This window comes from Microbacterium sp. (assembly GCF_043427715.1).
Taxonomy (GTDB): domain Bacteria; phylum Actinomycetota; class Actinomycetes; order Actinomycetales; family Microbacteriaceae; genus Microbacterium.
In genome coordinates this window covers 23,568-36,589 of record NZ_JBHWTD010000006.1, presented here as the reverse complement: position 1 = coordinate 36,589, position 13,022 = coordinate 23,568, and the positions used below count along the sequence as shown (strand labels likewise).

Sequence of the window (13,022 nt, the reverse complement as noted above, 5' to 3'; positions counted from 1 at the left end):
CGTCATCGAGCGCCGCTACTGCCACATCAAGCAATGGCGCGGCCTCGCCACCCGCTACGACAAACACGCCGTCGTCTACCGCGCTGCCGTCGTCCTCAACGCCGTCCTCGCCTGGACCAAGACTTTGTCAGACACGCCCTAGTCTCCTTCGCGCTGAACGGCCGTCGCGGCGTCGCCGTCGACACGCGACAGCGCATCATGGACACGGTGACCTCAGGTGGGGAGGTCACCGGCGGAACGCCCAGTCCGGCAGATGCGACGACGCGACGAACGATCGCACGATGTCGGCCAGGCCGTGGTGTCGTTCCAGAGCCAGCGCCGCTGACGCGTAGGTGCCCGCATGCGTCGAGCGGCCGAGTGCCCAGGCGAGCCAGGCCGCCGTGGCGAGTGGTCCGGCGCGCAGCTCCTCAGGCGCCATCGCCGCGATGTGACGCACGAGGTTCAGCGCGGTCTCCAGTCGGTCCGGGTCGGGGCGGGAACCCTCCCCCCACATGACGCAGCCGAGGTCGCTCGGGTACTCCTCGCCGTCCTCCCAGCGACGCTGGGCCTCGAGGGCTCGGTCGCCGCCGCGCCGGTCGCTCGACCACTGCACGATCGCCACGTCCCGCAGCGACGGCCGCGCCAGGCACCACACCAGCAGCGCGCCGCGAAGCGGGTCGAGGTCGCCGACATCCCAGGTGAGCGCGTGCTCGTAGAGGGCGGGCAGGTCATCGAGCGCGCAGGCGGCTTCGAGAGCCGCCGGTTCGAGACGCTCCGGCGGATCGGCGAGGCTCGGGATGCCGCAGATCAGGGTCAGCGCCGCCTCGAGTGAGGCGATCGCAGCGGGGATCGCCGCCACCACGGTGTCGTCGACCTCGGGCAGTCGCGCGCCCGAGGTCTGATCGCCGGGCGGTGGCATCCGTGCCGACAGCACGGCGAGGTCATTCCCGCCCGGAGGCAGATTCGGCGACCGGTGGGAGCCCCACCCGTCGCCGGCGACCGTCAGCGCGTCGGTGACGCCGAGACCGCAGGCGTCGGCCGAGCGCGCGAGCGCGGCCATGAGCTCGGCCTCGGGCAGTCCCGCCCGCGCGGACGCGAGCGTGTAGGCGACGGCGACGAAAGCCTCGGCCGTGGGGATGCGGCACACCATCCCGACGATGCTCGAGGCGACCGCGTCGACGTCGGCGTCATCGGGCGGCAGGTCGACGCGCATCGCGCCGAGGGTGCGGCCGCGGGACATCGGAACGACGACGAGGCTCTCGGTCGGGCTGCAGCCGAGGAGCCGGGGAACGAGGGACAGGAATTCGGCGGCGCCGGCCGCCTTCACGATCGTTGTCATGCCCTGAGGCTCCGCCGCCCGACACGACCGCCGAGGAGCGCTCCGACCATCTCTGGACAGAGTTGCGTGTGGGCCGGGTGTGCAGACGGCCGTGCGAGGGCATGTTCCCAGGCCCCCGCCGATTACGATGGGAACATGGACGAGTACTGGGTCGCCGTCATCTGGGCGCTGCTGCCGACGGTCGTCGTCTTCGGACTGCTCGTCTTCATCCTCCGCAGCATCATCCGCATGGACCGCAGCGAGCGGAAGGCCTATGCCAAGGTGGAGGCGGAGGAGCGTCGACGCCGCGGACTCGCTCCGCGCGACGAAAACGGCGGCTGACCCCGAGGGCTAGGCTTTCGGGGAACAGCCTGGGGGATCCGTGATCAACATCACCGTCGACTGGACGTTCACGTGGTGGGTCGTCCTCGTGCTGGCGTTCGACATCTCGGTGCGCGTGCTGTCGATCATCGTCATCCCGCGCAATCGCCGCCCCACCGCAGCGATGGCGTGGCTCCTCGCCATCTATTTCATCCCCGTTCTCGGCATCTTCCTGTTCCTGCTGATCGGAAACCCCCGACTGCCACGCAAGCGCCGCAAGCAGCAGGAGGCCATCAACGACGCCTTGCGATCGGTGAGCGACAACCTCGAGCTCGGCACCCTCCGGCCCGGGGCGCCCGCATGGTTCACGAAGCTCGTCGACCTGAACCGCAATCTCGGCGCGCTGCCGCTGTCGGGCGACAACGGTGCGCGGATCATCTCCGACTACGAAGGCAGCCTGGCCGCGATGGCCGAGGAGATCGACGCGGCGACCACGTATGTGCACGTCGAGTTCTACATCCTCCAGGCGGATGCCACGACGGAAGGCTTCTTCGACGCGCTCGAGCGCGCCGCGGCGCGCGGCGTGCACGTGCGGGTGCTGATGGATCACTGGGCGAACCGGTGGAAGCCGCTGTACCGTCCGACGATCGCCCGGCTCGAAGCGATGGGGGTGGAGTGGCATCTGATGCTGCCCGTCCAGCCGCTCCGCGGGCGCTACCAGCGACCCGACCTCCGCAACCACCGCAAGATCGTGGTCGTCGACGGCCGCGTCGCCTTCCTCGGATCACAGAACGTCACCGACCGCAGCTACAACCTGCCCCGCAACATCAAGCGGGGGCTGCAGTGGGTCGACATGATGACGCGGGTGGACGGACCCGTCGTGGCATCCGTCAATGCCGTCTTCCTGTCTGACTGGTACGGCGAGACGGGGGAGATGCTCACCGCGGACAACGAGCTGACGAGCCCTCTCGGGTCAGGCGACCTCGACTGCCAGGTGGTGCCGAGCGGCCCCGGGTTCGAATACGAGAACAACCTCAAGCTGTTCATGAGCCTGATCTTCGCCGCGCGCCGGAAGATCGTCATGGTCAGCCCGTACTTCGTGCCCGATGAGAGCCTTCTTCTCGCGATCCAGACAGCCTGCCACAGCGGCGTCGAGGTCGAGCTGTTCGTCTCGGAGGTCGGCGACCAGGCGATGGTCTACCACGCGCAGCGCAGCTATTACGAGGCCCTGTTGAATACGGGCGTCAAGATCTGGATGTACAAGCGGCCCTACATCCTGCACTCGAAGTCGATGTCGATCGACGATGAGGTCGCCGTCGTGGGCTCGAGCAACATGGACATGCGCTCGTTCGGTCTCAATCTCGAGGTCACGATGCTCGTCCGCGGCGAGGAGTTCGTCGAGCAGCTGCGCCGCGTCGAGGACCAGTACCGCAGCGTCTCCCGCCAGCTCACCATGGAGGAGTGGGAGAAGCGTCCCCTCCGTTCGATCGTCCTCGACAACCTCGCGCGCCTCACCTCGGCGCTGCAGTGAGCGGGAGACGATCGGACGGTCTCCGACACTGTGAGGGTGACAGCGAAAGGACCTCCTCATGCGACGCCGTCTCACCGCCGCCCTCGGCGGTGCTCTCGTTCTCCTCAGCGCGCTGACCGCCTGCGCGACCGGCGGTGCGCCGTCTCCGGGGGGCGTGCCGGACGGTGGCGCGCCGCCGCCGTCGGAGTGGGACGTGGATGCCGCGTGGCTCGCGGGCGGCTCGATGATCGCGGTCGTCACCTATGGCAGCTCGACCTGCGTGCCGACGTTGGTCGACGCGACGGCCGACGCCGGTGTGCTCGTCGTCGAACTCGCCGATGCGCAGGCGAATGGGTGCACCGACGACCTCGTGCCGCGTCCGCTCGCCGTACCGGTGCCGTCGGGTGTCGACACGTCCGCGGAGGTCGAGATCCAGGTCTCGATGGGCGAGGCGTATGCGGACGCCGACCTCGATCCGTACACCGCCGGTCCGGTGGAGGAGTTCACCCCGTCGGCCGGGTGGCTCGGCGACGACGCCATCGCGATCCTCACCTGGGGGTCGTCGACCTGCCTCCCCGTCGTCGAGAGCGTGACGGTTCCGTCCGCGGCATCCGTCGTCGTGCAGTTCCAGAAGTCCGACGCGCAGCAGGTCTGCACGATGGACCTGGTTCCGCAGCTCACCGTCGCGGTGCTGCCCGACGACGCCGACGTCGACGACACCGCCACACTCACGCTCGGCGGCATCGCGGGAGCCGACCCCATCCCCATCGGGTGACGGCGGAACCGTTCTAGTCCGCGCGTACGAGCAGCTCGCCGACCTCGCAGTCGAGCGCGCGGCAGATGGCGGAGAGGGTCGAGTAGCGGATCGCGCGAGCGCGATCGTTCTTCAGCACCGAGAGGTTCACGACCGAGACCCCGACGATCTCGGAGAGCCGCGTCAGCGTCATGTTCCGCTCCGCGAGCAGCTCGTCGAGACGGCAGTGGATGCCGGTGATCTCGTCGTCGTCGGCGGGACTCACACGAGTCCTTCGGTGTCGCGCTGCAGACGGGACCCGTAGCGGAAGATGGCGGCGAGCGCGGCGAGCGCGAGCCCGGCGGCGATCGGCCAGAACGGGATCTCCACGAGGAACGTCGACTGCGGGATCCACGCCTCGAACGGACTCTCGATGCCAGGGATGTCCGTCCACGAGCCACCCGTGCTCTCGAACGTCTCGGCCGAGGCCATGCTGCCGGAGATGCCGCGCAGGATCTCCCGCACGATGCCACCACCGGCGACGATCACAGCCGCGACGGATGCCGTGCGCGCGACCACCGGCGCGAACGCGTTGCCGCTCCGCATCGAGCCGCAGGCGACGGCGACGAGGGCGGCGAGGGCACCCGAGATCACCCACCCGAGCATCTCGCTGATCGCCCAGGTCACCCGTGCCCCGACGCTCAGCCCGTCGAGCGTGAGCGTCACGGATTCGAACCCGCCCGCGGCACGCGTCGCGGTGCCGCCGTCGATGACCACGCCCGCAGGCAGCTGCGGCCAGAACTGCTGGATGGGCATCGTGATGGTCACCTGCGGAGTGAGCAGGATGGCGCACAGCGACACGACCGCGCCGATCGCCGACGCGCCCGCCCACACGTAGCCGACGATCTGCGTGGCGCGCACGAGGGTCGTCGGGTCGTCGCCCCGACGCGAGTGGCGCGCCGCGAGCGCCAGGGCGGCGATCGTCGCCACCAGAGCGGCGACGAGGAGTCCGCCCACGATGAGAGCCCATCCACTGATCACGTCACACCAGTCCTTCTGTGTCGCGCTGCAGCCGGCCCGCGCGCACCGGCGACATATCGAAAATCGTTGTTATCGAGAAACGATATGGCTGCGGGCAGGTGCACGTCAAGACCCCGTCTGCGCGGATGCCGAACCCCGCCGCGCTTCGCATCGAGCGCCGCGCACGCGGGTCGGTATGCCCACGGCGAACACGGGCATACCGGCATCCTCTGCTCGTTAGCCTCTACATACGACGCCATCGGTGCGTCAGTAGGAGGAGGGGACGATGTTCGAGAGATTCACGGACCGTGCACGTCGCGTGGTGGTGCTCGCCCAAGAAGAGGCGAAGATGCTGAACCACAACTACATCGGCACGGAGCACATCCTCCTCGGCCTGATCCACGAGGGTGAAGGCGTTGCTGCCAAGGCCCTCGAGTCGCTCGGGATCTCGCTCGACGCCGTGCGCGAGCAGGTGCAGGACATCATCGGTCAGGGCCAGCAGCAGCCGACCGGGCACATCCCGTTCACGCCGCGTGCGAAGAAGGTCCTCGAGCTGTCACTGCGCGAAGCGCTGCAGCTGGGCCACAACTACATCGGCACCGAGCACATCCTCCTCGGCCTCATCCGCGAGGGTGAGGGTGTCGCCGCGCAGGTGCTCGTCAAGCTCGGCGCAGACCTCAACAAGGTGCGCCAGCAGGTCATCCAGCTGCTCAGCGGCTACCAGGGCAAGGAGCCCGCGGGTGTCGCGACCGGTGCCGGCGAGCAGGCTCAGGCCTCCGCCCAGGGCGGCTCGGCGGTGCTCGACCAGTTCGGCCGCAACCTCACGCAGGCCGCGCGCGACAACAAGCTCGACCCCGTCATCGGGCGCGAGAAGGAGATCGAGCGCGTGATGCAGATCCTGTCGCGCCGCTCGAAGAACAACCCCGTCCTCATCGGTGAGCCCGGCGTCGGCAAGACCGCCGTCGTCGAGGGTCTCGCGCAGGCGATCGTCAAGGGTGAGGTGCCCGAGACGCTCAAGGACAAGCAGGTCTACTCGCTCGACCTCGGCTCGCTCATCGCCGGGTCCCGCTACCGCGGTGACTTCGAAGAGCGCCTGAAGAAGGTCACGAAGGAGATCCGCACCCGCGGCGACATCATCGTCTTCATCGACGAGATCCACACCCTCGTGGGTGCCGGTGCCGCCGAGGGCGCGATCGACGCCGCTTCGATCCTGAAGCCGCTCCTCGCCCGCGGAGAGCTGCAGACGATCGGTGCGACGACGCTCGACGAGTACCGCAAGCACTTCGAGAAGGATGCCGCGCTGGAGCGCCGCTTCCAGCCGATCCAGGTCGCCGAGCCGAGCCTGCCCCACGCGATCAACATCCTGAAGGGGCTGCGCGACCGCTACGAGGCGCACCACAAGGTGCAGATCACCGACGGCGCGATCGTCGCCGCGGCGAACCTCTCCGACCGGTACGTCTCCGACCGCTTCCTGCCCGACAAGGCCATCGACCTGATCGACGAGGCCGGCGCACGCCTGCGCCTGTCGATCCTGTCGAGCCCTCCGGAGCTGCGCGAGTTCGACGAGAAGATCGCCAAGGTCCGCGAGGATAAGGAAGCCGCCAGCGAGGAGCAGGACTTCGAGAAGGCCGCGGCCCTCCGCGACGAGGAGAAGTCGCTCCTGGCTGAGCGCCTCCGCCTCGAGAAGCAGTGGCGCTCGGGCGACGTGGCATCCCACGCCGTCGTCGACGAGGGGCTGATCGCCGAGGTGCTCGCCCAGGCGACCGGCATCCCGGTGTTCAAGCTCACCGAGGAGGAGACCAGCCGTCTCGTCTTCATGGAGAAGGCGCTGCACCAGCGCGTCATCGGTCAGGAGGAGGCCATCGCGGCCCTCTCCCGCACGATCCGCCGTCAGCGTGCCGGCCTCAAGGACCCGAACCGTCCCTCGGGCTCGTTCATCTTCGCCGGCCCCACGGGTGTCGGAAAGACCGAGCTGGCCAAGGCGCTCGCCGAGTTCCTCTTCGACGACGAGGGTGCACTGATCTCCCTCGATATGTCGGAGTTCGGTGAGAAGCACACGGTCTCGCGACTGTTCGGTGCCCCTCCCGGGTTCGTCGGCTTCGAAGAGGGCGGCCAGCTCACCGAGAAGGTGCGCCGCAAGCCGTTCTCTGTGGTCCTCTTCGACGAGATCGAGAAGGCTCACCCCGACATCTTCAACTCGCTGCTGCAGATCCTCGAAGAGGGTCGCCTGACTGACGGTCAGGGCCGCGTGGTCGACTTCAAGAACACCGTGATCATCATGACGACGAACCTCGGTTCGTCGGCGATCGCCGGTGGCCCGGTCGGGTTCCAGGTCGAGGGCAACTCGCAGACGACCTACGAGCGGATGAAGGGCAAGGTCGACGAGGAGCTGAAGCGCCACTTCAAGCCGGAGTTCCTCAACCGTGTCGACGACGTCATCGTCTTCCCGCAGCTGAACAAGGACGAGCTGCGTCAGATCGTGACGCTGTTCACCAAGCGCCTCAGCGAGCGCCTGCTCGACCGGGACATGACGGTGGAGCTCTCGGATGCCGCGAAGGACAAGCTCATCGAGATCGGGTTCGACCCGACGCTCGGCGCCCGTCCGCTGCGCCGCGCCATGCAGCGCGAGGTCGAGGACCAGCTCTCCGAGCGGATCCTCCGCGGCGAGCTCAACGCCGGCGACCACGTGAAGGTCGACACCGAGGGCGGCAAGTTCGTCTTCGAGACCACCGTGCAGGAAGGCCGCGAAGCGGTCGGCGTCGGCGCCGCGGGCGAGATCACCGCGAGCCCCGACATCATCGCCGGGTCGTAAGCGACTCACACGACGAGAGGGCCGGATGTCACGTGGCATCCGGCCCTCTGCCGTTCCTGCGCTGCGTTGGTGATTGCGATGGATGCCGCGAGACACGCGGCATCCGCTCGCGTGAGGCCGGGGTGTCGCGGCCGATCCATTGCAATCCCGCGCGGACTACTTGTTGCCGAAGACCTCCTTCTCCATGGCGTCGTAGCCCTCGGTCTGCGGGTTGCCGTGCGTTCCGCCGGAGAGGGCGTACTCCTCCTCGGGGGAGAGCACGAGCCGGTGACGACCGTAGATCGCGAAGCCGAAGAAGATGACCACGTAGACGACGATGATCGCGACGATCGCCAGCAGGTACGTCGGGTTGAACAGCAGTCCGAGGAACACGATCGCGGCGATGATCGCAGCTGAGTACGCGCCGAACAGTCCCCACGGGCTCTTGTACGGGCGCTCCGCGTTCGGGAACTTCTTGCGGAGGATGATGAACGACACCATCTGCAGGAAGTAGGCGAGCACCGCGCCCCACACCGCGATGTTCAGCACGATCGCCCCGGCCGGGGAGGTGTCGCCACCGGCGGCCTGAACGACGACGAGGGCAAGGAAGCCGATCACCGCGCCGACGGTCAAGGCGACCCACGGCGTCTGCCGCTTTCCGGTCAGCGAGAGCCAGCGCGGGTAGTAGCCGGCGCGCGACAGCGAGTACATGTTGCGCCCGTAGGCGAACATGATGCCCATCAGCGACGCCAGCAGGCCGATCAGGGCGAGGAGGGCCAGGATCGCGGCGGCCTGCGGCGGCAGGAACGCCTTGAAGCCGTCGAGCAACGGTTCGAGAGATGCTCCGGTCGCCTCGGCGCCGAGCACCCCGGTGTTGATAAAGAGCACGATCAGACCGGTGACGATGAGGGTTCCTCGAGCCCACAGGCCCGCGCGGGGGATGTCACGCGCGGGGTTGCGGGACTCCTCCGCGGCGAGGGGGAGCTCCTCGATGCCGAGGAAAAACCACATCGCGAACGGGAGGGCGAACAGGATCGCCCCGAATCCTTCGGGGAGGAACACCGACGCACCGGCGATGTCCGGGTTGGGTGCCTTGTCCCACAGCGAGCTCCAGTCGAACGCCCCGGATGCCAGCGCCATCACCCCGAAGATGACGATGATGCCGATCGAGATCACCGAGACCACGATCGCGAAGCCGAACGAGATCGCCGCCCCCGCGGTGTTCAGCCCGATGAACAGGACGTACAGGATGAGCCACCACACCCATCCGGGCAGGCTCACGCCCGTCAGCAGGAACAGCGCCTGGTCGGCGTACGCGCCGGAGAAGTACACCACAACGGCTGTCGTCGCGACGTACTCGATCGACTCGGCGAGGCCGGTCGCCAGACCGCCCCATGGGCCCATCGCGGAGCGCGAGAACGAGTAGGCGCCGCCGGTGTGCGGCATCGCGGCGGCCATCTCGCCGATCGAGAAGGTGAGGCCGTAGTACATGAGCACGAGCAGGGCGAAGGCGATGAGCATGCCACCGAAGCCCGCGAAGCCGATGCCGAAGTTCCAGCCTGAGAAGTCTCCCGAGATGACGGCGGCGACGGCGAGACCCCAGAGTCCCCAGACGCCGGCGGAACGCTTCAGCGTGCGTTTCTCGAAGTACCCCTCGCCGGCTCGCGCGTAGCTGACGCCGGCGACTTTCTGTGGGGTGACGCTTTGATCTGACATGCGACCTCCTGGCTGGCTGGCTGGCGCGACCGCGCCTCGGGTGGGCGCGCTGCGGCGCCTTGCGCATGAGTGTGGACTCTATTGGTATGGCGTGTCTACCTTTGGCGTGTAAGTTTCTCGTTACGCGAGCCCACCGAGGCATCGCCGCAGGGGAGAGGAAGATCGGATGCCGGGGAATCTGAGCACCAGCGAACTCGAGGCCGCGATCGCCGCCGACGAGATCGACACCGTCATCGTCGCCTTCCCCGACGCGCAGGGCCGTCTCGTCGGCAAACGCGTCGCCGGTCGCTTCTGGCTCGACGAGGTCGCCGGCCACGGCGCCGAGGTGTGCGACTACCTCCTCTCCGTCGACGTCGACCTCAACACCGTCGACGGCTACGCGATGTCGGGGTGGGACAAGGGCTACGGCGACATGGGGCTCCGCCCGGACATGAACACCCTGCGCCGCATCCCATGGCAGCCGGCCACCGCGCTCGTCATGGCGGAGCTCGAGTACACGAACGGCGAGCCGGTCGCGCAGTCGCCGCGCGGCATCCTGAACGCGCAACGTCAGCGTCTCGCGGACAAGGGTCTCGTCGCCTACTCCGGCACCGAGCTGGAGTTCATCGTGTTCGACGACTCGTTCCGTGACGCCTGGGCGAAGAAGTACACCGGCCTGCAAGCGTCGACGGACTACAACGTCGATTACAACCTCCTCGCCACCACGCGGCTCGAGCCGCTCCTGCGCGACATCCGCCGGGGGATGGAGGGCGCCGGTCTCTACTGCGAGGGAGTCAAGGGCGAGTGCCACGACGGCCAGCAGGAGATCGCATTCCGCTTCGCCGAGGCGCTCGAGACCGCCGACCAGCACACGATCTACAAGAACGGCGCGAAGGAGATCGCCGACACGCACGGCAAGTCCCTGACGTTCATGGCGAAGTTCGACCAGCGCGAGGGGAACAGCTGCCACATCCACCTCTCCGTGCGCGGCGATGACGGCGCCACCGTCATGGCCGGCGACGGCGAGCACGGCTTCTCACCGCTCATGGGGCACTGGATCGCCGGCATCCTGGCCACCCTCCGCGAGTTCACGCTCCTCTACGCGCCGACGATCAACTCGTACAAGCGGTTCGCGAAGGGCTCCTTCGCGCCCACCGGCATCGCGTGGGGCGTGGACAACCGCACCTGCGCGCTGCGCGTCGTCGGACACGGTCCGTCGCTGCGCGTCGAGAACCGGGTGCCCGGCGGCGACGTCAACCCGTACCTGGCGATCTCGGCGATCATCGCGGGAGGCCTGTACGGCATCGAGAACGAGCTCGAGCTGCCGGAACCGCTCACCGGGAATGCTTATGATTCCGATGTCGCGCATCTGCCGACGACGCTTCGCGAGGCCGCGGATCTGTTCGCGGAATCCGAGGTCGCGCGCGCCGCGTTCGGCGACGATGTCGTGGCGCATTACCTGCACCAGGCGCGCGTCGAGATCCAGGCTTTCGACGCCGCCGTCACCGACTGGGAGCGCATCCGTGGCTTCGAACGACTCTGACGACCGCCGGCCGGTCATCGGCCTCACCACCTACCTCGAGCAGGCGAAGCAGGGGGTGTGGGATGTGCGCGCGAGCTTCCTGCCGCAGCAGTACTTCGACTCCGTGACCGCCTCCGGCGGCGTCGCCGTGCTCCTCCCGCCGCAGCCCTCGCCCGAGGCCGCCGCCGCGTCCGTGCTCGCTGGGCTCGACGGGCTCATCCTGACGGGCGGGCTCGACGTGCAGCCCGAGCTGTACGGCGCTGAACGACACCCTCTCACCGACCCTGCGCGGCCCGACCGCGACGCGTGGGAGCTTGCCCTCCTCGCGGGCGCGCGAGAGCGCGGCATCCCGGTTTTCGGCATCTGCCGCGGGCTGCAGCTCATCAACGTCGCGTGCGGCGGCACGCTGCACCAGCACCTGCCCGACGCGCTCGGCACCGATCGCTTCCGCATCGGCGGGGGCGTCTTCGCCGAGAACACGGTCGAGGTGGATGCCGGGACCCGCCTGGCCGGCATGCTCGGCGCCGGCCCGTTCGACGTGCACAGCTACCACCACCAGGGCATCGACCGGCTCGGCGACGGTCTCGTCGTCACGGCGCGCACCGACGACGGTCTCGTGCAGGCCTTCGAAGCGCCCGGCGAGGACTACCTCGTCGCGGTGCAGTGGCACCCGGAGGAGAACACCGCCGACCGGCGCCTCTTCTTGGGGCTCGTCGCCGCGGCCGACGCGTACGCCCGCTCCCACCGAGGAGTCTCCGCATGAGCGTGCACACCGTCCTCAACCCCGCGACCGGCCAGGCCGTCCGCGACGTCGCGAGCGCGTCGATCGACGAGACGGATGCCGCGGTCGACCGAGCCGTCCGCGCGCAGCGCTCGTGGGCCGCCCTCGCCCCGCTCGAGCGGGCCGACGCGCTGCGCCGCTTCTCGCGCGTCGTGGAGGTGCATATCGAGGAGCTCGCCCAGCTCGAGGTCCTCGAGGCGGGGCACCCGATCGGCTCGGCTCGCTGGGAGGCGGCGCACGTCGCGCAGGTCCTCGCCTACTACGCCGGGGCTCCCGAGCGGCTCATCGGCAAGCAGATCCCGGTCGCGGGCGGGCTCGACGTCACCTACCACGAGCCCTACGGCGTGGTCGGGATCATCGTGCCGTGGAACTTCCCCATGACGATCGCGGCGTGGGGGTTCGCACCGGCGCTCGCCGCCGGCAACGCCGTGGTCCTCAAGCCCGCCGAGCTCACGCCGCTGACCGCGATGCGCCTCGGCGATCTCGCGCTCGAGGCGGGGCTGCCCGACGGGGTCTTCCAGGTCGTCACGGGCGCCGGTTCCGTCGTCGGACAGCGGTTCGTGAGCCACCCCGACGTCCGGAAGGTCGTCTTCACCGGATCGACGAAGGTGGGCACCGAGGTGGCCGCCGGCTGCGCCCGCGAACTCAAACCGGTGACCCTCGAGCTCGGCGGCAAGAGCGCGAACATCGTCTTCGAGGACGCCGACCTCGAGAAGGCCGCGGCTGCCGCCCCCGGTTCGGTGTTCGACAACGCCGGCCAGGACTGCTGCGCCCGCAGCCGGCTGCTCGTGCAGCGGTCTGTCTACGACCGGTTCCTCGAGCTCCTCGAGCCCGCCGTCGCCGCGTGGCGCGTCGGCGACCCGAACGACGAGGCCACCGAGATGGGACCGCTCATCTCCGCGGCGCAGCGCGACCGCGTCGCGGGCTACGTCGACGGCACCGAGGTCGCCTTCCGTGGCTCCGTGCCGGACGGCGACGGATTCTGGTTCGCCCCCACGGTCGTCCTCGCGGGGCGTGAGGACCGCATCGTCAAGGAAGAGGTCTTCGGGCCCGTCGTCGCCGTCCTGCCCTTCGATGACGAGGCCGACGCGATCGCCCTCGCCAACGACACCGTCTACGGCCTCGCGGGCTCGATCTGGACGGAGAACCTGGGGCGCGGCATCCGCGTCTCCCGTGCCGTCCGCAGCGGCGTCCTCTCGGTGAACTCGCACTCGTCGGTGCGCTACACGACGCCGTTCGGCGGCATGAAGGGCTCGGGTCTCGGCCGTGAGCTCGGACCGGATGCCGCGGAGCACTTCACCGAGACGAAGAACGTCTTCTACGCGACCCCCTGACGCTGTGACCCGCTGACC

At 68.8% G+C, this 13,022-nt stretch carries 11 protein-coding genes and 1 pseudogene; 8 read left to right on the top strand and 4 right to left on the bottom strand.

Features of this window, described 5'->3' with window-relative positions; all coding sequences use genetic code 11:
* A pseudogene (locus tag ACHFGS_RS00820) lies at window positions 1-142 on the top strand (IS5/IS1182 family transposase); the annotation flags it as partial.
* 84 nt (window positions 143-226) lie between these two features.
* On the opposite strand, the gene ACHFGS_RS00815 reads toward ACHFGS_RS00820, so the two are convergent.
* Window positions 227-1,318: a DUF4192 family protein gene (locus tag ACHFGS_RS00815; protein WP_394279301.1), complete on the bottom strand. Its 1,092-nt coding sequence runs from the start codon at window positions 1,316-1,318 to the stop codon at window positions 227-229.
* 135 nt (window positions 1,319-1,453) lie between these two features.
* On the opposite strand from ACHFGS_RS00815, the gene ACHFGS_RS00810 reads away from it, so the two are divergent.
* Genes ACHFGS_RS00810 through ACHFGS_RS00800 form a run of 3 tightly spaced genes read left to right on the top strand, consistent with a single transcriptional unit; the run spans window position 1,454 to window position 3,903 of the window.
* A complete protein-coding gene (locus tag ACHFGS_RS00810) occupies window positions 1,454-1,639 on the top strand; it encodes a hypothetical protein (protein ID WP_394279302.1) in 186 nt (61 codons plus the stop codon).
* A gap of 40 nt (window positions 1,640-1,679) precedes the next feature.
* Complete coding sequence (gene cls / locus ACHFGS_RS00805) at window positions 1,680-3,149, top strand: cardiolipin synthase (protein WP_394279303.1); 1,470 nt, start codon at window positions 1,680-1,682, stop codon at window positions 3,147-3,149.
* A 58-nt stretch (window positions 3,150-3,207) separates the two neighbouring features.
* Window positions 3,208-3,903 carry a hypothetical protein gene (locus ACHFGS_RS00800; protein WP_394279304.1) on the top strand — a complete coding sequence of 232 codons (696 nt, stop codon included), beginning with the start codon at window positions 3,208-3,210 and terminating at the stop codon, window positions 3,901-3,903.
* A 13-nt stretch (window positions 3,904-3,916) separates the two neighbouring features.
* On the opposite strand, the gene ACHFGS_RS00795 is transcribed toward ACHFGS_RS00800, so the two are convergent.
* Complete coding sequence (locus ACHFGS_RS00795) at window positions 3,917-4,147, bottom strand: helix-turn-helix domain-containing protein (protein ID WP_394279305.1); 231 nt, start codon at window positions 4,145-4,147, stop codon at window positions 3,917-3,919.
* Window positions 4,144-4,902 (bottom strand): hypothetical protein, encoded by a 759-nt coding sequence (locus tag ACHFGS_RS00790; RefSeq protein WP_394279306.1) that lies wholly within the window; start codon window positions 4,900-4,902, stop codon window positions 4,144-4,146. Before ACHFGS_RS00790 ends, ACHFGS_RS00795 begins: the two co-directional genes overlap by 4 nt.
* A 265-nt stretch (window positions 4,903-5,167) precedes the next feature.
* Between ACHFGS_RS00790 and ACHFGS_RS00785 the strand changes: the two genes are divergently transcribed.
* Window positions 5,168-7,693, top strand: a complete 2,526-nt coding sequence (locus ACHFGS_RS00785; RefSeq protein ID WP_394289051.1) for an ATP-dependent Clp protease ATP-binding subunit — start codon at window positions 5,168-5,170, stop codon at window positions 7,691-7,693.
* A gap of 156 nt (window positions 7,694-7,849) precedes the next feature.
* Here the strand turns inward: ACHFGS_RS00785 and ACHFGS_RS00780 are convergent, their stop codons facing one another.
* Window positions 7,850-9,388, bottom strand: coding sequence for an amino acid permease (locus ACHFGS_RS00780; protein WP_394278408.1), 1,539 nt, complete (start codon window positions 9,386-9,388; stop codon window positions 7,850-7,852).
* 166 nt (window positions 9,389-9,554) lie between these two features.
* Here ACHFGS_RS00780 and ACHFGS_RS00775 point away from each other — a divergent pair, with 166 nt between their 5' ends.
* From ACHFGS_RS00775 to ACHFGS_RS00765, 3 genes are read left to right on the top strand one after another with little or no spacing between them, the layout of a single operon-like run.
* A complete protein-coding gene (locus ACHFGS_RS00775; protein ID WP_394278409.1) occupies window positions 9,555-10,910 on the top strand; it encodes a glutamine synthetase family protein in 1,356 nt (451 codons plus the stop codon).
* A complete protein-coding gene (locus ACHFGS_RS00770; protein WP_394278410.1) occupies window positions 10,891-11,652 on the top strand; it encodes a gamma-glutamyl-gamma-aminobutyrate hydrolase family protein in 762 nt (253 codons plus the stop codon). The genes ACHFGS_RS00775 and ACHFGS_RS00770 overlap by 20 nt, the downstream gene beginning before the upstream one ends.
* Complete coding sequence (locus tag ACHFGS_RS00765) at window positions 11,649-13,004, top strand: aldehyde dehydrogenase family protein (RefSeq protein ID WP_394289050.1); 1,356 nt, start codon at window positions 11,649-11,651, stop codon at window positions 13,002-13,004. Before ACHFGS_RS00770 ends, ACHFGS_RS00765 begins: the two co-directional genes overlap by 4 nt.
* Window positions 13,005-13,022: the final 18 nt, after the last annotated feature.